Source organism: Kitasatospora sp. NPDC051164, assembly GCF_044455625.1.
Taxonomy (GTDB): domain Bacteria; phylum Actinomycetota; class Actinomycetes; order Streptomycetales; family Streptomycetaceae; genus Kitasatospora.
In genome coordinates this window covers 165,140-186,282 of the sequence record NZ_JBITFB010000011.1, presented here as the reverse complement: position 1 = coordinate 186,282, position 21,143 = coordinate 165,140, and the positions used below count along the sequence as shown (strand labels likewise).

Here is a 21,143-nt window from a genome sequence, read left to right as displayed (position 1 = left end):
ATCAGGCAGCAAGGGGGAGAGCGGGCGGGGTGGGGTCGGTCAGGGCGGGGTGCGGCAGCAGACGGTGGCTGATGTGGCCGCCGCTGGAGGTGCACGCCGCGAACGGGCCGTCTGCCGATCGCAGCTTCATCAGCGCGGGCTCGAGATGGTCGCGCTGCCACGAACTGGGGCCGGCGGCCCCCGACTCGGGGTCGATCGCGGCCTGCCAGGCCAGCCACAGGGCGTGCAGCCTCGCCACCGCCTCGGGATGCTCCTTCCAGCGGGGGCACCAGGGCTTGCCGGCCGTGGTCTCGGGCCCGTAGATCTTGGTGAAAATCTCGTCTACCCATGGGGTCATCAACTCCAGTTCCTTGAGGTACTGCGGGTCGTCGAAGGCGAGGATGAACAGCGGCTCGCCGCCGGCGGGGGCGTCCAGATCGTCGACGTCCTCCGGGGGGAGGGCGGTGGTCATGCTGGCCAGCTGCTCGGCCTGGAGGTCGAAGCCCGCCGCGAGCTCGGCGAGCCGCGCCGTCAGGACGTCGATCTGGGCGTTGGTGTAGCCGGCCGGTGTGGAGTCCGGGTCGGGCTCGGGGGTGGTCAAAAGGGCTGGTGCCTCTCGTCGGCGGGTGATGACACGAGGATCTGCGCTCGACGGCTCGCTCCAGCGAGCCGGACTTGGTGTATAAGCACGCCCTGCTCACCGCCGCCCGCAGCAGCGGGCAGCGGCGAGCAGGGCCGGGGCATCGAGCAACTCCAAGGCTGTGCATGCCTGTTGGGGGACGACCCCGTTGCCCAGGGCGGTCAACTGGGCGGAGCGGGACAGGCCCGGAACGCCGGTGACGTGGCCGGAGTCGAGGCCCATGATCCACTCGACGAACCGCGGGTCGAGTCGGCCGCGCTCGTTGGTCGGCTCCGGTGCGGGGCGGGTGGCGCGCTCCCAGCGGGCGATGGCCGGCCCGTAAGGGCCCCACCGGTTCAGTCCGTGCTGTCCTGCTCCCAGATCGGCAGGATCGCCTGGGACAGCAGCAGACGGGAGGCCGACTCGGCCCGGTGCCCGGGAGTCCCGGTGCCCGGCATCTGCGGGGTCGGGTGCAGCTTCGCGGTCGCCGCGGGAAGGCTCAAGTCGCCCTTCGATCCCCGGCTGTTGGGTCCGCCGTGGGTGCCGTCGCTCGCCTTCGGAGTCGGGAGAAGGAGGTGTTCCACCTCGTCGCTCAGATTCGGGCCGTGCCCGCCCTCGCGCCTGCGGTCCGGGTGCTGGCTTCCCCCGATCGCGCCCAAATTGGAGGTCGGGGTCTTGAGCAGTGTGACTGCGTGCCCCAGATCCTCCCGCTTCGGGTCCGGACCCTTCGCATCGCGCGCCTTCGGCGTCGGAAGGCCACGCGGCGAGGAAAAGTCGCTCCCGCCTGTGAGGCGCACCGACGTCGGCGGCGCGTAGCACCGTCCATCGCGCATCCATCCCGAGGTCGGCCAGGTCTCCGAGTACGGCGCCGAGTGCCCGCAGAGCAGGTTCTCCTCCTGAATCTCCCAGATCGCACCACGGGCATTCCAGGTCGCCATCGGCTGGCGTCCCGGCGGGCGCGGAGAGGATTCCGCGGACGTTTTCAATGATCACCATCTTCGGCTTGAGGACGTCGATCGCGCGGGCGATGGTGTGCCACAGTCCGGAGCGGGTGCCCTCGACGAGCCCGGCCCTCTTGCCGGCCACGCTCAGGTCCTGGCACGGGAAGCCCGCCGTCAGGATGTCGATCGGCTCGACGGCGCTCCAGTCAACTGCGGTGATATCGCCGTGATTTGGCGTCTCTAGGCCAGTGGTGGGCGAGGATCGTGGCGGCGTTGGGGTTCATCTCGGCGTGCCACACGACGTGGCCGCCGAGGGCGGCCTGGACGCCCATGTCCAGCCCCCCGTAGCCGGAGCACATGCTGCCGATCCGCGGGGGCCGGTGGACTTGCCGGGTCATCGGCGTGCCGCGGAGGTGGCGCGGGCGGCGGTGGCCGGAGAGGAGACGGCCGCCGCGGAGATGGCGACCTGGGCCTTCGGGCCGACGGCCTCGGCGGCGGTCTTCGCCGTGGCGGGCGCGGCCTCGGGCGGGTAGGGGGTGGCGGCCGAGCGGACGGCCTTGTGGGCGTACTCGCCCATCGGCGCGGAGGTGATCGCCCGCAGCGCCTCGGGCTCGGGGTCGGTGAGGCCGTGCGCGATCTGGGCCAGCTTCCAGGCGCCCTCCTGGAGGACGTCGCGGGTCGCGCCCAGCGAACGGAAGTACTGGATGCGCCCGGCGCTGCTGGCTGGGCGCTCGGGGGCCAGCTCGATCTGGACCGCGGCGATCAGTGCCGGGTGGGCGCGCAGCAGGGCCTTGCTGAGGAGCAGGCTGCCGTAGCCGTAGGCGATCGTGCTGCGGTGCCAGGCGACGTCCTCGGGCGGGGCCTCGGGGCCCGTCGGCGGCATCTCGTCCGCGGCGTTCGTAAGCAGGGTCTGCTGCAGCTCGGAGAGCTGCTCCAGCACCTCGGCGAGGCGTTCGCGCTGCGGATCTCGGTAGCAGTAGATGTGGAAGAGCTGCTCGCTGGCGGTGTGGAAGCCGTTGGCGACCTGCAGCAGCATGCCGGACTGGTGCTCGACGGACAGGGACAGGGCGGGGCTCCTGATGGGGCGGAGGCGGGAGGGTCAGCGCCGCGGCTTGGCGGCGGTGCGGGGAAGGGCGGCGGCCGGCAGCGGTTCCGCGGCGGGGCGGCGCTGGAACGCCGAGCGGAGCCGGTTGGTGAAGGAACGGGCGGCGTTCGCGCGGGCGGCCGTCTGCGGGCGCTGGGACTGGCCGGAGGTGGGGAGCTGGTCGGCCGTTGCGCGCAGTTCCCTTGCCGAGCTGGCCAGTTGGGCGAAAATCTCGTGATAGTGGTCGGCCAGCCGGGCATCTTCGGAGGAGGGGATGGCCCAGACGTTCGCGCTCATGGCGACCGTGAAGACGGCCAGAAGGTGGCGTTCGGCCGTTGCGATCCGGTTGGTCGCTCCCGCCAGGGCGATGGCGGTGCGGCGGGCTGCGGTTGTCGCCGTCGGGTCCGTCGAGATGCTCGGCGCGTACTCGGTGGCGGCGTTGATTGTGGTGGTCTGCACCTCTTGGAGCGCGAGGAGTTGGCGGTGGACGTCGAGGACGTCCGGTACCTCGTTGAGGTACGGGTCGTACGGACCCGGCAGTGAAACCGCGACGGCTTCGATCCGTTTGGCGGCCAGCTGGAGACGCTGTTGGTGGTCGTGGATGGTGGCGGTGGGCGTGGTGGCTACCCTTCGTCGGGCCGGACGGGCCGGCGTGGTGGTCAGGTGCGGCGCAGCGGAACGACCGTCGCGGGCGGGGAGCTCGGGGCCGCAGGAGCGGAGGGCTCGGCGGGCGGGGAGACCAGAACGAGGGCGGGCGAGCGGTGAAGGGCGGCGTCCACGCGGCGCTCGCTCTCCCCAGCGGCGGGTGGCCGGCCTGCGGGCGGTGCTGCCGTGGGCCGACGGGCGGCGAGGCTGGTGACCTGGGAGGGGACGGCGGCGACCGTGGCGGCGTCGGCCAGCGCCTGCGACGTCTCGCGCACCGTGCGCCGGACCGTGGCGAGCGCGTGCCGGGCGCTGGTCTGCGCCTGGGGGCTCGGTGCCGGCTCGGCGAGCAGGGAGGCTGCCCTGGCCAGGCCGGCCTGTGCGAGGGCGAGGGCTGAGGTGGTGGCGGTGAAGACGCCGAGGCCGGCGTCGGGGCGCGCGCTTGTCGAGCGGAAGAACACCTCGTCGAGCGGGGCCGCGACCAGCTCGTGCAGGCGCACCATCGGCCAGGACAGGTCCCGCACTTCGGGCAGCGGCTCGTGCGGCGCCGGTACGGGGATCGCCTGTTCGAAGGCGCTCAGCTGCTCGGAGAGCGAGATCAGGGCGTCCAGGTCGGCTTGGCCGAGCCCGGCTACGGCGGGAGGCAGGGGGTTGCCGGTCAACGGCGCCTCCTGGGCGGCGAGGAGACGACGGGCGAACTGATCGCCGGCGCCGCCGCAGCGGGGCTCGGCCGGTCCTGGCCGGACGGGAGCCGCCCGGCGAAGGCGAGCACCGCCTCGGCTCCCTGCGCCGCGCACTGGTCGGCGCTGTCCAGCGCGGCGGCGGCGTGCTCGGCGCGGCGAAGGCGCAGCGCCTCGGCCGGGCTGCCCGGCCGCTCCGACGGGGACTGCGCGTACTTGATCGAGAGGTCGAGGGCCGCGCCCAGGTGCCGGTGGACGGTGGCCGCGTGGCTCATCGCGACTTCGTACGCACCGGCGAGCGGGGCCGCGGACGGGTTGTCGGCCGGTTGGCGCCCGTAGTGCTCGGCGTTGTCGCCGCAGTGCCGGATGAACGCCTGGGCTTGGCGAGCCTGGTCCAGCAGGGCGCTGCGGTCGGGGACACCGGGTGCCGGGCCGGACGGGGTGACGGCGGCGTTGTGCCCCAGGGCGCGCAGCATTCCCGCGACCACCTCCAGGTCGTTGCGGTGGGAGGCGGCCGAGTTGGCCAGGGCGCCGCCGAAGGTGGCCGGGCCGGCGGTGGCGAGCGGCCTCATCGGCGCCGTCCCGGGAGGGTGGCGAGCTGCTGCCCGACCGGAGTCGGAGGCGAGGTGACCGTGCGGGCGGTTCGGCCGGCGGCGGTTCGGGCGGTGGCGGCCAGGGCCCGCGGAGCCGGACCGTGCGCGAGAGCGGCGGCGGGGCCGCTGAGCACCCGGGCGTCGCGGCGCAGGTTCTCGGCCGCGCTGTTCAGCGCCAGCCGAGTCCGGGACAGCGCCACGTTCAGCTGCTGGGCGCCGCGTTCGCGGACCTCGTCGGCGCGCGGGCCGCCGAGGCCGTCGACCTCGTAGAGTCGGCCGGCCATCGCGGTGGCCCGGCCGATCGCGCCGAGCGCCTCGCCCAGCTGCGCGCCGGCCATCGCCAGGGAGCGCACCGCGATCCGGTCGGCAGTCGGGGCGTGCGGATGGTGCAGTGCGGTGGCGACGTGCAGCAGGTCGTCCTGGCAGTCGCGCAGGGCGCTGGTGTGCTCGGCCAGTTCCTCCAGTCCCGGGAGTCCCTCCTCGCGGTAGGCGCGCGGGAGCTGCGCTTCGAGGTGGTCGATGGAATCGGCCGCCGAGTGGAGTCGGCCCACAGACTGGGCACGGGGGGTGGTGGGGGGCAGTGTGGGTCTCCGGTGGTCAGCGTCGGGATCGTACGGTGGTCTCGCCCGTGCGGTCGGCAGGCCGGGCGGCTGGTGAGGGCGGCGGAGCGGGGCTTCGGCTCAGAGCTGCTCCCTTGCGCCGGGCGGCACCGAGGACCACCGGCCCGGTGCGGGCCGGGGTCGCCGTCGCGGAGCGGAGCCGTTCCTGCACGCGGTCGGCGGGGGCGAGGGCCCGCACGGCCGAACCGAGCAGTGGCCCGGCGGCGATGGAGGCGTCCAGCGCCATCACCCGCACGATGCCGGCCGAGGTGGCTGCGGCTCGCAGCAGCGCGGCGTGGAGGACATGCTCCGCCCAGTAGTCGGGATCACCGGGAAAGCCCTCCGCGCACAGGTCGCGGACCTCGGCCACCGTGATCACCCCGGCGGCCAGGGCGCCGCGCCGCTGCACCTCCCACAGCACCGTCAACTCGTCTACCGGTTCGCGCCGGTGCGCGAGCGCGGCCATGGCGTTGAAGACGGCGCGGTGGCCGGTGTCGACGAAGTCCTCGGCCTTGAGCCAGGAGGCGGTCCGCGGGATCTGCTTCGTGGAGCTGATCAGGCTGGACAGCAGCATCTGCTCGTTGTGCCGGGCGGCCTCGGCCGCCTTGGCGGCGGCAGGCCGCGTGGGCGGGGTGGGCAGCGGCCGGGGGCGCTGATCGATCGTCCCCCAGGCATCGGCCAGCCGCGCGATCACGGTGTGCAGCGCGCCGGTCAGCTCGACGGCGGCCTCGACCGCTTCGGTTTCTGCAGCGTGCAGCAGGCGGTGGGCGTGTTCCTCCAGCGCCCGCCGCACAGCCGTCTCCAGGACCATCCGCCCGTAGGCGGCGGCGTGCGCGGGCCTGGGGCATGCAGCGATCAGCGTGTGGCCGTAGCTCGCGCTGAACCCGGGGACCTCCCGGGTGGCCGTGGTGATGGCCGTGATGGCCCAGTCTGCCTTCGCCTCGGCGTCGGCGTCGGTGTCTGGGGCGAGGGCGAGGGCGGGGTGGCCGGCGGTGTGCTGGGCGAGCAGGATCGCGAAGAAGCCCTCGTGCGCGGGACGGTAGAAGTGCCGGGGCTCCAGCCACTCCTTCAACAGGGCGAGTTGGGCCGGGTCGAGCAGGCACGCTCCGAGTACCGCCTGCTCGGCCTCCAGCTGCGGGCTCATGTCCCGGTTGACCGGGGTCACTCGGGCATCGCCTCCTCGCGCAGGCGGTCCGGGGCCAGCAGGGCGCGCAGCTGGTCCAGGTCCTCGACGAGTGCCTCGTCGCGAATCCGGACGCGGCCGGCGCCCACCGACAGGTGCCAGCTCCCGCCGGCCCGGGTGACCGGCAGGAAGCCGATGGTGTTCTCACTCATGGCAACTCCGTTGCGCAGAAGGCGGGATGATGGGATTCACAGGGTTCGGCCCGCGGTGCGCGGCGGCGCGCAGTAGCCAGGAGCGACCTCGTGGAGCCGACCGGCCGTACTGCTCCTGGAGCTGGCCGCAGCCGAGCGACGTGCTCCCGCGGTGTCTGGTGGGGCGAACTGCTGGAGGTCCGCGGTGATCTCCTGGCCGATCCCCCGGAGCACCTCGGCGTGGCTGTGGAACCGGGCCCCGGCATCTGGGTGGCCGAACTCGGAGAAGCGGGCCGACAGGTTGTCGAGCGCCTCCTGGAGCTGCCCGAGAGCACCGAGCTGGTCGGCGACGGCGTCCCGCGCCGCCACCGAGGGCTCCGGCAACGGCGCGAAGACCGCGGTGTACGAGGCCACCGCCGCCCGCAGCGCTTGCGCGCGGATGTGGCCCGGTTTCAGGAGATCGGCCTGGTTGGACCGCAGGAGGTTGCCGCCCGCGCCCATGCCGTGCAGGAAGCGAGGGTCGAGCACGTCGTACTCGTCGAAGCCGAACCAGGAGGAGTCCAGTTGCCCGCTGTGCGGCGAGACGACCTGGACCCGCACACCGTTCCAGGTGTCATGGCGGATGGTCTGGGTGAGGTCGGCGGTGACGATCAGGTCGCCGCGACGGGCCACCTGCTTGGTGCCGGCCACCCTGCCGTCCGGCAGCGGCGAGATCAGCGTGAGAGCCTTCGCCCGGTCGACCGGGATCTGCCATGGGTCCAACGGGTAGAAGCTCCTTTTCTGTTGAGGACAGCCCTAGCGGTGCAGCCGATCAGCGGAAGGCCAGCCGCGCGGGCGGGAGGTCAGGCGGCATCGCCTCGGCAGGAGAAGGGAGAGCAGCCGGCATCCGAGCCGTACTCCAGCTCCTCCTCGTCCAGTTCCAGTTCCAGCTGTGGCTGCTGGGCACGGGCCTCCGCCCGGGTGAGCTTGTCGATCGGCGCCAGGTCGAGCGGAAGCCGGGAGCGATGCAGATATGCTTGCCCCAGCAGCGGCCGTCCATCGGCATTCGCCCTGGCATTGCCGGCCCGGATCGCGGCATCGAACTCCACGACGTCCGCCCACTCCTTTGGTGAGTTGTCGCGGATATCCCTCCACTGGGCATTTCCGTGGAAAGGGCAACCGAGGCAGCTGCTCTTGGGAGTCGACCCCCATCCGTGCTCGGCAAGCAGCTTGAGGCAGTCGTCGCGAGACATTCCGAGATCCAGCAGCGGGAAAGTGTGGCGCGTGTACTTGACATCGGAATCCTTGGCCCGATGAAACTCGTCCGTGCTGATGCCGATCCACTGTTCGGCGTACAAGCCGCGGGGAACCCTCGCCGGATGTGGATATCCGAGGATCTGGCGAACCTGCCGCTTTATCGGCTTGATCTTATATTCGCCCGTACATTGGCGCCGCGTCATTCCCGGACTGCCGTCCCGGTTGAGAATGTACAGTGGCATAGACGCGAACCGGTGCGCCGGGTCTAGCGCGTCATCGCGGATGTTTCCGGAGGAAACTCGAACGATCGGTATGTTCGCCGGCCGGGCAATCCTGCGCTCAACCTCATCAAGGTGCAGATAGACCTTGGAAGGCTCCCATCCAGTGTCCGAGAAAACGGCATAATCGAGCTTCGGGAGTTCGCCCAGCGCTGACAGCAAAAGCAATGTCGTGGATTGCACGCCGGCGCCTAGAGAAAGGATTCGAGTTGCCGCTTCGGTGGCGTAGTTCATGCGGCGCCACCGACCTTGGCCATAGCGCGCTCGGTGATCAGGGCGGTCTGCCGGGAGGAGGCCGCGCCCACTTCGGCGGCGCCGGCCTCCTTGTACCAGGGGCGCAAGTTCACCAGTGCGGGACGCAGGCCGGTCGCGAAGAGGAGAGCGGTTCCCTTTTTCAGGGCACGGATCTGGTCGGGCGGTAGAATTCGTTCCTGGCGCATGCTGACCGAGGTGGACCGACCAGATTCCGACGTGGAATGCGATATCGTCTCCACATCGTGGTCGCCGACCAGACGCGAAAGCTTGTCAGCGAAATCGGCGTCGTCGATGCCCGAGCCCACGAGTTTGATGGTGGCGGCGCTCCACATCGCATCCATGCCTGCCTCGCCCCAGACTTTCTGGCCCTGGCGATAGCTCTGGAGAATGGTGATTGGAATGACGCCGCGCGACCCCAGGTGGGAATAGAGGTCTGGCAGGTCCCCGATTTTGCACACATTTGCGGCCTCGTCGAGAATGGCCAGCAGAGGTGGGTCGAGTCGGCCTCCCGCGCGTTCGGCTTCGATGACCGCCGTACGCATCACGGAGTCGGCCGCAGCTGCGATCAGCGCGCTTGCAGAGCCGCCGCCGTCCTTGGAGAGAAGGAACAGGGAGTCCTTGCGGGTGACGAATTCCTCCGGCTTGAACTCCGGCAGGTCGGGATTCGGCGTGACCCACTTCGAAATCTGCGGATCCAGAAGGCAGGCGGCATACTGGCGCGCGGTCTCGTAAATGCCGTCACGGGTTTCCACGGCACCGCTCACCGTGCCCTGCAGCTGGTCCGCGATGGCGATCATCCGGTGGTCGCGGAGAATGTCGACCGGGGTGCGGTCGCTGGGCACCGCAAGCCACTTGAGGACGTCCGTGATCGGCCGGCGGTCGCAGCCCGCCGCCAGGAACAAGGCGCAGAGCGTGTTCTGCGCGGCGGTGCTCCAGAAATCGCCCTGGGAGGACTCGTCGACAGCGGCGGCGACGAAATGACCGGCCAGTCGCCGGGCGCCCGGCAGGTCCTTCGCGTCGGCGAGGATGTCCCACCACATCGCCTGCGGGGTGTGGGCGATCTGCTGCGGGTCCATGGTCCAGACCCGCCCGACCTCGGAGCGCGCTTCCAGGCACGCCGTATAGGCATCCCGGGCCGCCTTGTTCGAGGTGAGCAGGACGGGGCCGGGGGCACGCAAAATCGCGGGTACGGCGATGGAGGTGGTCTTGCCGGAGCGCGGCGCCATGATCGCGACCGCTACGTCCTCCCAACCCGACCGGACTTCAGGGCCGTTGGGGGCGAGGTCGCCGAGCAGGATGCCGGTGTCGTCCGGACTGATCTCGCGCGGCTTGGCCTTGGACAGGCTGGGGCGCAAATCGCGCGCCTTGGCGGTGATCTCCGCCGGCAGCAGCGGGGCGAGGTCGCTGCGGCCGGCGAGGCCGGTGGGCTGGCTGCGGTGCTTGGACCACAGCAGCAGGCCGGTCGCGGTGAGGGCGAGGGAGATCAGCGCCGGGGCGATTCGGGTGCTGATCAGTAGGAGGAGCGAGCTGAGCTGGGGGAAGAGCCGGTCGGGGTGCAGAGCGGCGTCGACCGGCCGGTACGGGGCCCACGGGGCGGCGGTGGTCGCGGCGGTGGCAGCGTTGCCGCCGACCCAAGCGAGGGAGCCGAAGACGGCAACCGCGATGCCCGCGCCGACGAGCGCGTACAGAAGAGCATCCGAACCAGGGCTTGCAGAGGGGGATTTGGGGGAGGCGGGCAGAAGTGCGGTCCTTGCAGGGGGTGGTGGCCTGCCGGGCAGGAGGCGCGCAGCGGCAGGGGCCCGGAGCGGGCGGGGAGCGGGCGATCACTGCGGGACGGAGGCCCGAGACGTGGTGATCGGCCCGGTGGCCGGTAAGCGGTCAGCCGGCAGGGGTAGGGCGTGCTCAGCGACGAGAGTTGGGGGTCTTGGCCGAGCGGGCGAGCTGGAACAGATCGGCCGGGTCCGGGCCGGGGCGGTTCACCGTGCCGCTGCGCGGGTGCTGGCGGCGGCCAGCGGCGGCGTGGTGCTGGTCGTGGTGGTGTCCGGCTGGCCGGGTGGCGCCGTGCGGGTGCGGGCGGCGACGGCCCGGGGGGCAACCGGGGCGGACGGCTCGTCGGCGGACTCGTCGGGACGGGCCAGGTCCGCCTCGGCGATGAGATAGCCCGCCTTGGTGAACTGGGCGCTGGCGTCGTGCAGCGCGGCAGCGATGGGTAGCCGGGCGGACGGGTGGTCCGGATCGGCGAGGGCGTCGAGGCGCTGCGAGGCGGTGTCCAACAGCGCGGTGAGCCGCTCCAGTAGCCCGGTCTCGGGGTCCATCACCGAGAGGACCACGGAGGTGACGTCATCTGCGGTGTCCGCCCGGTGCACCTGGGCGGTGGCCGCCAGCAGCCGGGACTGCATGTAGGCCAAGTCATTCCCGCTGAGGGGACTTTCGGGCCGGGCGGGCCGGAGCGGAGGGACGACTCGGGTGGTGTATCCGGCGTCGGCCAGTAGCTGCTCGGCGAGGCGGATGCGCTGGTCGACGCCGCCGAAGCCGGCGTCCTCCGCGGTGAAGATCGGGCCCCAGCCCTCGTTGAAGAAGCCCGCGCGGGCCAGGAGGACTCGGCTGGCCATGTCGGGGGCTTCGACCCAGGCGCTGCCAGTGGCGGTGGAGCCCTCACGGAGGGGGAAACGGGTGAAGACGATCTGGTGGGCCGGCTCGGGCAGGAGGCTTCCTTCCTGGTCAGCGGCGTGGGTGGCCTTGGTTCGGGTGGCGGGGGTCGAGCGTGGCCATCTCGGCCTCGAAAGCACGGAACTGGTTGGAGCTCCTCGATGGCGGCAGGGTGCGGATGGTGGCCGCGGTACGGGTGGCGGAGCTGATCTGGGCGTGCGCGCGGACGACGGGCGCGGGGTCGGCGATGGAGGACATGAGCATGTTCAGGTAGCGCACGGGGGTGGCAGCGGACAGGATCGCCGTCCACTGGTCCTGCCAAGCTGGGCCGAACGTGCAGTCGATCTGCCAGGGGCCGACGCCTTCGCCGAAGAGGTGGTCCGGCTTGGGGGTGTGGACGAGCGATGCCTTGCCGTCCGGTGAGGTGAGGCGGATGCCGTCGACGACGGTGGCGACGGCGCCTTCGGTGCCGGGCCACGCCACGGAGACGGTGCCGGTGGCCGGGTCCGCGATGCGAAGCTCGGTCAGATCGGACGGAGTCCAGCCGGCCTTGAGGAGGGGGCGCCACGCGGTGCTCGGGTGACCGGGCCACTCAGCGACGATCTCCTCGGGCGCCAGGTACCGGTCGGCGGCCAGGGCCTGGACGAGCGCCCCGACGATCTCGGCAGGGGTCTCCTTGGTGAAGGTGGCCTGCCACCTCGGCCGCTCGTCGCCGGGCCTATCGCGGACGCTGATCTTCCACAGGTGGAAGACGGCCATCTGGCAGAGGACTTCGATCCTGCCGCACGGGCTGGTGGCCGCGATCCGGTTCCCGTAGGGGTTGTTCTCGTACGGCCAGCCGTGCGCGTGGACGACGGGCTGGAGTACGCGGCCGATCTCCCCGGCGCCCGCCAGGTAGCGCGGGTGGACGAGGAACTCGTCCGGGGTGCTGGGCATGGATCTCCGGGGTCAGCGGTGGGGAGGTTCGACGATGCGGGGGTGCGGCGGAGGCGCCGAAGCCGGGGCGAGGTGCACCGAGGCGCCGGTGCCGGCCGCCCGCAGCGCCGGGGACTGCGCGGTAGCGGCCCGGCTGCGGGTGGTCTCGTCCGCGGCTTCGGCGATGGCGTCGGAGGCGGCGGCGGTGCGGAAGGCGGCGGTGGTGATGGCGGTGGCCTGGGTGAGCAGCGGCTCCCACAGCGGCGGACGGTCACCGTACTCCTGGGCGACCTGCCGGCCGATCTCGCTGATCGTGCCCGCGAGTTGGTGGGCGGTTCCGGGCATCAGCGTCAGTCCCTGGAGGACCTCGGCCGCCTCGTGAGCCGTCAGGAAGGGGGCAAGATCGGTGATCTCGGCGAGGGCCCGGCCGGCGCGGGCGATGGCGTCGTTGGCGACGTCGATGGTCCTGGTGGTACGGGTCTCGGGCAGCGAGCGGGAGCCTCTTTCTACGGGCGCCGGCCGGTGCGGGCCGTGGCGATGGTGGAGGGCGGGAAGGCGGGGAGGATGCCGGGGCGCTGGCCGGTGCTGCCGGCCAGCGCCGCGCGGGAGCGTCCGTGGAGGCCGGCGCTGCGGGTCTCCGCGAGGTGGCACACCGCCAGGGCCAGGGATCGGTCGCGGCCGGTGTCCGCCACCGTGCCGTCGGGCCGGGCCAGCGGGGCGACGAGCCGGACCTCGTGCTCGCCGACCCGCAGCAGCGCCCACCGGCAGGCGGCCGGGTCGTCCTCGGCGGCGATCCCGGTGGCGGCCAGGATGCGCCGCGCCGTCAGACGGAAGTGGTGCTCGGCCGGGGCGGCGGTGTCGGGATCGGTGCGCAGAGTGCACTGCCACACCAACCGGGTGCGCAGGGCCGAGGCCGGGTGATCGGCAGCCGGCAGGTGCGCGGCCAGCTCCGCCCCGAACGCCTCCAGCTCCGGGGCGGGCAGGTCCTCGACCGGGCGCCAGGCGTCGATCAGGCGGGGGCGGGCGCGGTGGAGGGCTGCGGCTGCGGCGATGGCGGCGAGCAGGTCGGCGGTGGAGGCGTACCGCGAGATCGTCGGGTGCAGGTCAGCGTCCGCGACTGGGAGCAGCCGATGGGGCAGCTGGCGATTCGGTGCCGGGGCGGCAGCTGGCTGTCACGCGCCGTCCGGATCCTCGAAGGCGAGCGCGGTCTCCTCGACCGTGCGGGACAGTTCCCACAGCTGGTCGAGCGCCTTCTGGCCCAGCTTGTATGCCGGGCTGCAGCGGCAGGGGGTTACAGCGATGGCTCCCAGCAGGCTCTTGAGCGCTCCGAAGACGCTGGTGTCGTCCACGGAGTTCAGCTCGCGCAGAATGCGCAGGGCTTGCTTCTCGGAGTAGGTCGACTGGAGCTGCTCCGTCAGATTCTGCAGGTGGCCGGCGGCGAGGATGACATCGGAGTTGGTCAAATAGTGCTCCAGTTCAGGGTGTTCGGGATGCGCCGGGGCCTGATGTGCCAGCCCGGTCGGGTCGAGCTTCTTGCTGGTGCCGACGGGGTCGACTGCGGTGGCCTCGAAGGTCGGGTCGCTCACGGCTCCCACGTTCAGTTCGGGTTCTCGTTCACGCGGTCGGCGCTGGTGGCGGCGGCGGCCAGTTCGGGCAGGTCGGCCGGCGCGCTCTCGCGCTGATCGATCCACCAGGACGCCTTGTCCAGCGTGCGCAGCTGCCGCTCGACGGCCAGCCAGTCCTTCTCGGCGAGCACGCCCTCGACCACCAGGGCCTCGTAGGCGGCGGTCACCAGCTGGTGCCGGCAGCGCTCACCCCACGCGATGGCACGCTCGGGGCCTTCCAGCGGGGGCATCTCGAAACGGCCGGCCCACTCGGCGGCGGCCTGCGCCTCCTCTGCGCGGCGGGCGGCGATCCACGCCTCACGCTCGGCGGTGTCCTCCTTGCGCTCCGCCAGCCAGCAGTCGCGGCAGGAGCGGGTGGCCAGCCAGCGGGCGTAGCCGGCGCGCTTGTCGGCGGGACGAGTGGACAGGTCGTGGGCGACTTCGTGCCCGCAGTCGTGCTCGACGGACCAGTTCTTCTTGACGGACAGGGTAATGCTCCTTCAATCAGCGGGAGTTGGTGTGCCCGGCGGCCCACGCGATCCGCGGATCGACGACCTGGGCGGACGCGGCAGTGGAGGCTGCACCGGTGGCGTGCAGAGCAGCGGCGGAGCGAACCCGGCCGCTGGTGGCGAGGGCGGCGCGGGCGCGGGCGCTGCTCGGTTCACTCGTGCGGGCGGCCGGCGCGGTGGGAGCGGCGGCGACGGCGGCGAGGTCCTTGCCAGCCCCAGCGAGAATGGTGGTGGCCTCGCCGATCACCGCCTCGACGCGGGCCAGGTCGACGCCGCCGGGATCGGCGCGCACCTGCTCCTCGATGACGCGCAGGCGGGAGGCGATCTCGGCGGTCAGCAGCGCGCGGTTGTGCAGCAGCGCGTCGGCGCCCTGCTCGTCGCGGCCCGGTCCGGCCGGAGGGTGGACGACGGTGCCGAACGGGTCCGTCTGCGCGACCGGTGAGATGGGGCCGAGGTCGGGGGCCTTGAACAGGCGGGTGGCGAACGGGTCCTCGGCGTTCGCGAGGCGGTCCGGTGCGGGGGCGGGCGAGGTGCGGTCCAGCGCCTCGATCAGCCGGGTGGCGAACGGGTCGGTGCTCTCGTACGGCCCGCCCAGCGGTTCGAACGCGAGGTCGGAGGCGACCCGCAGGCCCTGGCCGCGCAGCGTGGAGATGGCGGTGGCGGTCCGCTTGGCGCCTTCGAACTCGGGCTCGTCGAGGACGTAGAGGCTGGGGTGCTCGCGGGTGCGCGTGAAGCCGGCCTCGGCGAGGGCGAACGCGGCCTGCTGGTTGCCGTGCGGGTTGGTGGCGACGATGCCGAGGCGCGGGTGGCGGCCGATGTGCACATCGTGCGTGCGCGGGGCGCTGGCCTGGACGACGGCACCGGGGCCGGCGGCGCGGGCGGCCGGGCTGTCGGGGACGGGCCGGGTCGCCTCGTTGTAGTCGAAGGCCGGGTCCGCGCTGACCTTGACTCCGCCACGACGCAGGGCGGCGACGGTCTGCCGTGCGTGCAGGAAGACGTTCTGCTCGGTCGCCGGGTCCAGGGCGTGGCGCCCGTCGTCGAGCTGGCGGAACCCGGCGCGGGCGAGCAGCGTGTGGGCGGTCGGCGAGGCATCGGGGCCGACATCGGCGACGACGCCGAACTGCGGGTCACGGGTGATGGAGACGTGCTCGGGGGTGATGCGCTGCTCCTCGGGGCAGGGGTGGACGCGGTCAGCGGCGGGCGGCCGGTGCCGGCGAAGAAGGGACCGGCGCCGCGGGGCGGGCCTGATCGGAAGTGGTGGAGGTGCCGTGCGCGGGAGCGGTGCGGGCAGCGGCGACGCGCGCCGCCGAGGGCGAGAGGGCGATGCTGGCCGTTTCGACGCCGGGGATCGACGGCCTGATGCTGACCGGGACGCTCATATCCCTTAGCACGGCTACTAGTTGGGTGGTGATCTGGGTCTGCCGTACGGGGTCGGGGTCCGCCAGCGAGTAGCGCTCCGGGGCGTCCTCCAGACCGAGCCGGAATCCGGCCTCGGCCAGCGCCGCCAGCACAGCCGGATCGCGACTGGCGGTGGCTGCGGTGATCCCGGCGGCGGCCAGGCGCCGGAAGACGACCCCGGGCTGCGGTGCCGTGGTCGGGTTCTGGTGGGGCACGCAGTTCTCCAGGAGGTCAGCGGGAGGCCGCTCGTCCGGGAGCGGGCCCGGGTGGCAGAGGCGGCGCGGAGGGGGCGGCGGTCATCCGCAGGCGGCGCGACGGCCGTGCGGCCTCGGCCCGGGCGGAAGCGGGCCAGGTGGTGTCCCGCAGCATCGTCACCCGGAACTCGCGGCGGGCCTCGGCTGCGGCGAAGGAGGCGATGTAGTCGGTGGTGTAGAGCTCGCCGCGGCCGGGTTCGTAGTTCAGCCACACGTACGAGTGCTCGTCGTCCTCCGGGGTGGCAGCCAGCCACCAGTGCCGGTCCTCGAAGGAGTGCATCGCCTCCACGACCAGGGCGCCGGAGGCCACCTCCTCGGCGACGGCCCGGTCGCGCGGGCTTCCGAGGCAGTCGGCGGCCAGTGCATCGGACATGAGCGTGCGGGCCTTGGCGGCAGCGGCGTCGGCGTCCGGGAACGGACCGCCGTCCTGGAGCCACCGGTAGTGCTCGACCAAGTCGGCGTTGCGCTGCTCGGGTTGGTGCCAGTTCGCGACCGGGACGCGCGCCTTGACCAGTTGGTCGATCGCGCCGGCGGCGTTGCGGATCTGGTCGTCTCGGTCGACGCTCGGGCGCTGATGCCAGCCGCTCACCTCATCGGCCCGGTACCAGAATCCGGCCTCGTAGAGGAACTCACCCGCCTTCCCCGGCACCTGGCCGGTCAGCACGGCGAACTCGCCATGGTCGAAGGTCCAGCCGAAACTCACCGAGCCGGCGGCGTCGATTTCCATCGGTACGGACATCGCAGGACTCCCGGTCAGCGGCGGCGGGCCGCGCCCTGCACGACCACGACGGGAACCGGGGCGGCAGCGGGTGCCGAGGCGGCCTGATCCGCCTGCCGCTTCGCCTCTTCCTCGCGTTCCTGGAGGAGCCGCACGAGGTCGGCCTCCAGTACGTCGCGTTCCTCGGCCGCCACCTCCAGCCGCTCCAGCTGCGCGTCCAGCGCGTCGAGGACGCCGTCGTCGACGACGCGCTTGGCGGCGGCGATGTTGATCAGCCGGACCCGCTGGAAGGACACTGCGGTCTCGGCCGCGACCAGCGCGCGGTGCGTCTCGATCACGCGGCAGGTCGACGTGTCGGCCCGCGCCTCGTTGGCGACCAGAGAGGTGATGCTCTGGCCGAGGGCAGCCTCCAGGCGGGCGTCCTGGCGGGTGAGGGTCATGGTCGGCATGAGTCTCCAAGAAGTAGGCAGAGCAGTTGAGGTGGAAGCGCTGATGCGGTCAGAACGGGGGCGGACCGATGCCCGAGGTCGGGGAAGGGGAGTGGGCGACAACGTGCGGCGGTGCGGGCGGGAGCGGGCCGGGGCGACCGAGCAACACCGGGGACGTACGGCGGGCCGCGGCACGCCGGACGCCGGGCTCGGGCGGGTCGGCCGCGTACCCCATGGAGGACCACGCCTGGCGGGCGGACTTCAGGCTGGAGTGGCGAGCGGCTCCGTAGTGCCTGCTGCCCGGCTCGGTGTAGAGCACCGCCGCCTCCCCGGCGGCCGGGTAGTCGACGAGCAGCTCGAGCTCACCCTCGACGCCCCGGTGCTGGGCGTGGAGCACCAGGTGGCCGTTGTCGATGTCGTCGCTGACCAGGTGCACCCAGACCGTGCGGCCCAGAGTCCGCGGCGCCGTCGTGACTGCCGGCCGCAAGTGCGGTGGCACCTCCTCGACCCGTCGGCGCTGCTCGTCCGCGCTGTACACCCGGGTGAAGCCGTAGCCGGCGACCGTGACCAGCCTCTCGGCATCCAGGAGCTGCCGCCGCGCGGTGCTGCGGTCGGTGTCCCGGCGGATGCGGTGCAGCAGCAGGGCGTCGTCGCGCACGAGGCCGGCCTGTTCGAGCCAGTACGCGCTGCGCCGGTCGGGCGGGTCGGCGACGACCGTGTCCCGCTCGGGCAGGTGGGCGATGGTGACGTGCGTGATGACGGCTCCTGAACAGTCAACTGCGCTGGGGAAAGGGCGAGAAGAGGCGGATGGGGCGGCCGTCCGTCACCGGTCGGCGGCAGGGGACCTCGGCCTGTTTCCGGAGTTCCGGCCCCGGAGAGCCTGGCTCGTGCGACGATGGCCTCGTGGTCGCCTCGTTCGGGCCTGGGCCGCCACCCGACCGCGATGTCTGCGGTCACCCCGGTGGCGATCAGGCCGCCGTCTGGCTCTCGTGCATCCGGGCGTCGGTGTCGAAGAGGCTCAACTCGGCCCGGTGGAGCAGGTGCTGAACAACGAAGCTCCGCCCGGCCACCCGCCACAGCCCGCGGCCCTTGCCCAGCTGGGCGATGGCGGCGGTCTCCACGCCGCTGAGGCCGAGAAGGCCGGCGGTGGCGGCCAGCTGGTCGGCTTCCTGGCGGTAGATCACGCGGGTCGCGCAGTCGGTCAGCAGGCCCTCCGCCAGAGCACGGGTACGCGAACCGGCGTCACCGGCGCTGAGCAGGTCGCTCAAGCGGTGGATGATCAGCATGTTGGCGATGCCCAACCCGCGGCTCAGCTTCCACTGCGCCTGCATGCGCTGGAGCAGGGCCTCGTGCCGCATGACGCGCCACGCCTCGTCATACACGACCCACCTGCGACCGCCATTGGGATCGCTGAGTGCGGCCTCCATCCATGCCGACGTACATGTCATCGCCAGCACCAGCGCCGTGTCGTCGCCGGTGGATCCGAGACGGGACAGGTCGATCGTCAGCATCGGGCTGCGCGGATCGAAGGTCGCGGTCGACGGCGCGTCGAACATGCCGGCGAGGTCGCCGTTGATCAGCCGGCGCAGCGCGTGGGAGAGGTCCTGGGCAGCGGCGCCGACCCGGCGAGTGGGGTCACCGAGCGCCGCGTCCAGGACGGCGGGCTGCCCGAGGACGGCGGCGACGTCGCCAAGCAGCGGCACCTGGCCGGTCAGCTCGGTGCGGGCGACGACCGCGTCCAGTGCGACATCGAGCCCGGTGTACTCCATCGGCGCGAGATCGCGCTTGAGCACGGTGCGCGCCAGCGAGCCGAGCAGCAGCAGCCTTCGCTTGCGGACCTCGCCCGCCCAGTCGGCCGGATCCACTCCCGCCGGCGGGGGCGGGGCATCCAAGGGGTTCAACTTGCCCGGAAGTCCAGGACCCAACGCGATGGTGGTGCCGCCGACCGCCTCCGAGACGGGCGTCCACTCACCCTTCGGGTCGCACGGCACATACACGCGGTAGCCAAATGCCGTGCTGCGCAGGGCAATTGACTTGGCAAGCGCCGACTTCCCCTGTCCGATGACGCCGGCGATCAGCGTGTTCGGATTGGTGAAATTTTCAACTTTTCCGTACAGGGCAAAAGGGTCGAAGACGAACGAGGCTTCGGCGTGGACGTCGCGGCCGATGAGCACGCCCGAGGAGCCGAGGCCGCCCTCCGCCAGGAACGGGTACGCGGCGCTGGCGGTCGCGGTGGTCATGCGGTGCGCGGGAAGCTTGAGCTTGCCGCCGCGCAGGGAGGCCGGGCCGGGGCGGCCGGCGGCGGGGTAGGCGGGGAGGAGTTCGGCGTTCTCCTCGCGGCGGCTCTTCGGGCGGTGGGGCTGGCCGGCTTTGCGGGCGGTGCGGCGGGCAGCGGCGAGGTCGCGCTTGGCCTGGCGGCGGGCGGCGCGGTCTGAGCGGGTCGGGGTGAACAGGGGGGTGGCACTGGCGGAGCGCAGGAACGTTTCTCCAGATCAGGTGCGGGAGGAGGCGGTGGGGGTACCGCGCAGCTCGGAGGGGGTGGCGATGCGGCGAACGCGCCCTGCGGTGGCGGTATGGCGCTGGCAGATCGCCATGTCCGGTGCCCCTTCCGGTAGCCGGAGTGCGCACGCCTCGCGGGTGGGGCGGCGTCCGTCGGCGCGCGGGGCGCGGTGGTAGGCGCCGTGGAGGGCTTCGCAGGTCTGCCAGATGCGGATGCGGGCGGCGTGGAGGTGGTCGGCCTCGGCTGGCGCGCGGGGCCGGGTGGTGCCGGTGTGGGTGTCGAGCAGCGCGAACAGCGCGACGCAGTGGGCGTGCAGGGCGTCCAACTCGGCGCGGGAGACAGGCTCTTGCTCGGGCAGGGCGGTGTGGTGGTGGACGTCGAGGCCGGCGGTGGCGAACCGCAGCAGGCGGTGGTGGTCGCCGGTCGGCGGGTGGTGCACGGCGGGGCCTCCCGTCAGGTGCGCGCGAGCGGCAGGGCGGCCTGGGTGAAGGCGTCGGCCTGCTGCCAGCGCAGGAGCCGCGGGTCCAGGCCGGTGCCGGCGGCGGCGGTCTCGATGGAGGCGCAGGCCCGGCGCAGCTCTTCGGGGGTGTCGGCGGAGACGACGACCAGGCCGGTCAGGTCGACGTCGGCGTGGCCGGCGATCAGCTCGCGCTCGTGCTGCTTGGCGTCCGCGTACTCCATCGAGTCGGCCTCGGAGTCGACCTGTCCCTTGCGCACGCGTTCGGCGGCGTCCGCGATGATCGACGCCTTGGTGCGCTGCACCGCCTTGAGCGCGGCCTCCAGGGCCTGGGGGCCGTAGGTCAGGGAGAGCGTTCGGCGCGCGCCACCTGCGAAGATGAGCGGGTGGAGGAAGCCGTGGGCGACCTCCGAGCGGGGCCACTGCTCGATCCAGTAGACCGCGTGGCACGCCGTATCGGTGGTGAGGCGTGCGGGTTCCTCGACGACGACGACCGGACCGGCGGCGGCCGGGTCGGCCGTGGGCTGGCCGGTCTCGGACCACTGCTCGAGGTGGGCGAGGGCCTTCGGGTCGTACGCGCTGCGGATCACGGCGGCGAACTCCTCGGTGGTCAGCCAACCGCCGGGGTTCAGACCGGCGTTGCGCAGCGACTGCTCGAAGCCGGGGACCAGCTGGGCGAGCACTGCGAAGGCGCCGACCAGGCCGCCGCCGGCCTCCCCGATCAGGCGGCGGGCCGCCTTGAGGTCGAGGCTCACCGCGATGTAGCACTCGTGAGGCGCTGCGGTCGGGCCGGAGGCGGCGAGCAGTTCCTCGTAGACGGGGCCGGCGACCTTCGCGTCGGGTCGGCCGTGCTCGGCCCAGTAGCGCTGCAGGGCATCACCGCTGTCAGGGACGGTGCGCTCGATGACCTGCACGGTGGTGATGTAGCCGGTACGGGCGAGCGAGGCCAGGCACCGGCCCCAGGCAGAGACGTTGGCGGACTGGGTCGGCGGGTCGAGCAGCGCGAACGCGCGGGAGCTGACGCGGATGGCGGCGGTGAGGGTGTTCTTCTGCGGGTCGTGGACCGCGCCGAGCGTGCCGCCCGGGGCGGTGACGGCGCGAAGGCTCGCCGCGGTGCCGGGCAGGTGGAGGAGACCGTCGCGGCGGGGCCGGGTGGCGGGACGGGCGAGCCAGACGAGCTGGCCCTTGGCGCGGCGCAGGTAGAAGCGGGTAGCGATAGGTGACCAATCGGCGATGGAGCGGCTGTGGACGCGGACGATGACGAGGGCGGCGGCCAGAGCCCAGACGGGGGTGGCCAGGGCGGCGCCGGCCAGTCCGGTGGCGACCATCGTCGCCAGGAGCAGGGCGCCGGCCGTGCCGACGACGGTGAGCTGGGCGACACTGAGCCCGAGTAGCACGCCGCGGCGGGACCGGCTGGGGAACCGGACGGTCGGCAGGGGGAGGTCGGAGGCCGACAGGGGCGACTCTTTCGGTGAGGGCGGGAGGCCGGCC

Annotated in this window: 26 protein-coding genes and 1 pseudogene; all 27 read right to left on the bottom strand. The window is 72.6% G+C overall.

Annotated features, from left to right (window positions below):
- Position 1: 1 nt before the first annotated feature.
- Positions 2-580, bottom strand: coding sequence for a DUF4913 domain-containing protein (locus ACIBEC_RS18310; protein WP_360493323.1), 579 nt, complete (start codon positions 578-580; stop codon positions 2-4).
- A 96-nt stretch (positions 581-676) separates the two neighbouring features.
- The gene (locus ACIBEC_RS18305; RefSeq protein ID WP_223241552.1) at positions 677-841 is read right to left on the bottom strand and encodes a hypothetical protein; all 165 of its coding nucleotides are present in this window, start codon (positions 839-841) and stop codon (positions 677-679) included.
- A 564-nt stretch (positions 842-1,405) separates the two neighbouring features.
- Positions 1,406-1,717 (bottom strand): annotated as a pseudogene (locus tag ACIBEC_RS18300) (DNA cytosine methyltransferase); the annotation flags it as partial.
- Positions 1,718-1,933: 216 nt separating this feature from the next.
- Positions 1,934-2,575 (bottom strand): hypothetical protein, encoded by a 642-nt coding sequence (locus tag ACIBEC_RS18295; RefSeq protein ID WP_360493321.1) that lies wholly within the window; start codon positions 2,573-2,575, stop codon positions 1,934-1,936.
- Between the two features lie 63 nt (positions 2,576-2,638).
- Positions 2,639-3,082, bottom strand: a complete 444-nt coding sequence (locus tag ACIBEC_RS18290; protein WP_360493318.1) for a hypothetical protein — start codon at positions 3,080-3,082, stop codon at positions 2,639-2,641.
- 200 nt (positions 3,083-3,282) lie between these two features.
- Positions 3,283-3,927 (bottom strand): hypothetical protein, encoded by a 645-nt coding sequence (locus ACIBEC_RS18285; protein ID WP_360493315.1) that lies wholly within the window; start codon positions 3,925-3,927, stop codon positions 3,283-3,285.
- On the bottom strand, positions 3,924-4,517 hold the full coding sequence (locus ACIBEC_RS18280; RefSeq protein WP_360493312.1) for a hypothetical protein: 594 nt from the start codon (positions 4,515-4,517) through the stop codon (positions 3,924-3,926). Before ACIBEC_RS18280 ends, ACIBEC_RS18285 begins: the two co-directional genes overlap by 4 nt.
- On the bottom strand, positions 4,514-5,089 hold the full coding sequence (locus ACIBEC_RS18275) for a hypothetical protein (RefSeq protein WP_360493309.1): 576 nt from the start codon (positions 5,087-5,089) through the stop codon (positions 4,514-4,516). Before ACIBEC_RS18275 ends, ACIBEC_RS18280 begins: the two co-directional genes overlap by 4 nt.
- 46 nt (positions 5,090-5,135) lie before the next feature.
- Positions 5,136-6,302 carry a DnaB-like helicase N-terminal domain-containing protein gene (locus ACIBEC_RS18270; protein WP_360493306.1) on the bottom strand — a complete coding sequence of 389 codons (1,167 nt, stop codon included), beginning with the start codon at positions 6,300-6,302 and terminating at the stop codon, positions 5,136-5,138.
- The gene (locus ACIBEC_RS18265) at positions 6,299-6,472 is read right to left on the bottom strand and encodes a hypothetical protein (protein ID WP_360493303.1); all 174 of its coding nucleotides are present in this window, start codon (positions 6,470-6,472) and stop codon (positions 6,299-6,301) included. The genes ACIBEC_RS18270 and ACIBEC_RS18265 overlap by 4 nt, the downstream gene beginning before the upstream one ends.
- 36 nt (positions 6,473-6,508) lie before the next feature.
- Entirely contained in the window at positions 6,509-7,213 is a 705-nt protein-coding gene (locus tag ACIBEC_RS18260; RefSeq protein WP_360493301.1) for a hypothetical protein, read from the bottom strand.
- Positions 7,214-7,293: 80 nt separating this feature from the next.
- Positions 7,294-8,133 (bottom strand): hypothetical protein, encoded by an 840-nt coding sequence (locus ACIBEC_RS18255; protein WP_360493589.1) that lies wholly within the window; start codon positions 8,131-8,133, stop codon positions 7,294-7,296.
- A 62-nt stretch (positions 8,134-8,195) separates the two neighbouring features.
- Positions 8,196-9,959, bottom strand: a complete 1,764-nt coding sequence (locus tag ACIBEC_RS18250; RefSeq protein ID WP_360493586.1) for a TraM recognition domain-containing protein — start codon at positions 9,957-9,959, stop codon at positions 8,196-8,198.
- 237 nt (positions 9,960-10,196) lie between these two features.
- A complete protein-coding gene (locus ACIBEC_RS18245) occupies positions 10,197-10,832 on the bottom strand; it encodes a hypothetical protein (protein ID WP_360493298.1) in 636 nt (211 codons plus the stop codon).
- Between the two features lie 109 nt (positions 10,833-10,941).
- A complete protein-coding gene (locus ACIBEC_RS18240) occupies positions 10,942-11,805 on the bottom strand; it encodes a DUF317 domain-containing protein (protein ID WP_360493295.1) in 864 nt (287 codons plus the stop codon).
- A 12-nt stretch (positions 11,806-11,817) separates the two neighbouring features.
- Positions 11,818-12,129: a hypothetical protein gene (locus ACIBEC_RS18235; protein ID WP_360493292.1), complete on the bottom strand. Its 312-nt coding sequence runs from the start codon at positions 12,127-12,129 to the stop codon at positions 11,818-11,820.
- Between the two features lie 161 nt (positions 12,130-12,290).
- Complete coding sequence (locus ACIBEC_RS18230) at positions 12,291-12,674, bottom strand: hypothetical protein (RefSeq protein ID WP_360493289.1); 384 nt, start codon at positions 12,672-12,674, stop codon at positions 12,291-12,293.
- A gap of 282 nt (positions 12,675-12,956) precedes the next feature.
- Positions 12,957-13,370 (bottom strand): hypothetical protein, encoded by a 414-nt coding sequence (locus ACIBEC_RS18225; RefSeq protein ID WP_360493287.1) that lies wholly within the window; start codon positions 13,368-13,370, stop codon positions 12,957-12,959.
- Between the two features lie 11 nt (positions 13,371-13,381).
- Positions 13,382-13,639, bottom strand: a complete 258-nt coding sequence (locus tag ACIBEC_RS18220; protein WP_360493284.1) for a hypothetical protein — start codon at positions 13,637-13,639, stop codon at positions 13,382-13,384.
- Positions 13,640-13,892: 253 nt separating this feature from the next.
- Complete coding sequence (locus ACIBEC_RS18215) at positions 13,893-14,720, bottom strand: hypothetical protein (protein WP_360493281.1); 828 nt, start codon at positions 14,718-14,720, stop codon at positions 13,893-13,895.
- Positions 14,721-15,087: 367 nt separating this feature from the next.
- The gene (locus ACIBEC_RS18210; RefSeq protein ID WP_360493278.1) at positions 15,088-15,510 is read right to left on the bottom strand and encodes a hypothetical protein; all 423 of its coding nucleotides are present in this window, start codon (positions 15,508-15,510) and stop codon (positions 15,088-15,090) included.
- A gap of 16 nt (positions 15,511-15,526) precedes the next feature.
- Positions 15,527-16,288, bottom strand: a complete 762-nt coding sequence (locus tag ACIBEC_RS18205; RefSeq protein ID WP_360493275.1) for a hypothetical protein — start codon at positions 16,286-16,288, stop codon at positions 15,527-15,529.
- 14 nt (positions 16,289-16,302) lie between these two features.
- A complete protein-coding gene (locus ACIBEC_RS18200; RefSeq protein WP_360493272.1) occupies positions 16,303-16,716 on the bottom strand; it encodes a hypothetical protein in 414 nt (137 codons plus the stop codon).
- 49 nt (positions 16,717-16,765) lie between these two features.
- Complete coding sequence (locus tag ACIBEC_RS18195) at positions 16,766-17,353, bottom strand: hypothetical protein (protein ID WP_360493269.1); 588 nt, start codon at positions 17,351-17,353, stop codon at positions 16,766-16,768.
- Positions 17,354-17,663: 310 nt separating this feature from the next.
- Positions 17,664-19,172: an ATP-binding protein gene (locus ACIBEC_RS18190; protein WP_396287976.1), complete on the bottom strand. Its 1,509-nt coding sequence runs from the start codon at positions 19,170-19,172 to the stop codon at positions 17,664-17,666.
- Positions 19,173-19,187: 15 nt separating this feature from the next.
- Positions 19,188-19,634, bottom strand: a complete 447-nt coding sequence (locus tag ACIBEC_RS18185) for a DUF6238 family protein (protein ID WP_360493260.1) — start codon at positions 19,632-19,634, stop codon at positions 19,188-19,190.
- A gap of 14 nt (positions 19,635-19,648) precedes the next feature.
- Positions 19,649-21,109, bottom strand: coding sequence for an SCO6880 family protein (locus tag ACIBEC_RS18180; protein WP_360493583.1), 1,461 nt, complete (start codon positions 21,107-21,109; stop codon positions 19,649-19,651).
- Positions 21,110-21,143: the final 34 nt, after the last annotated feature.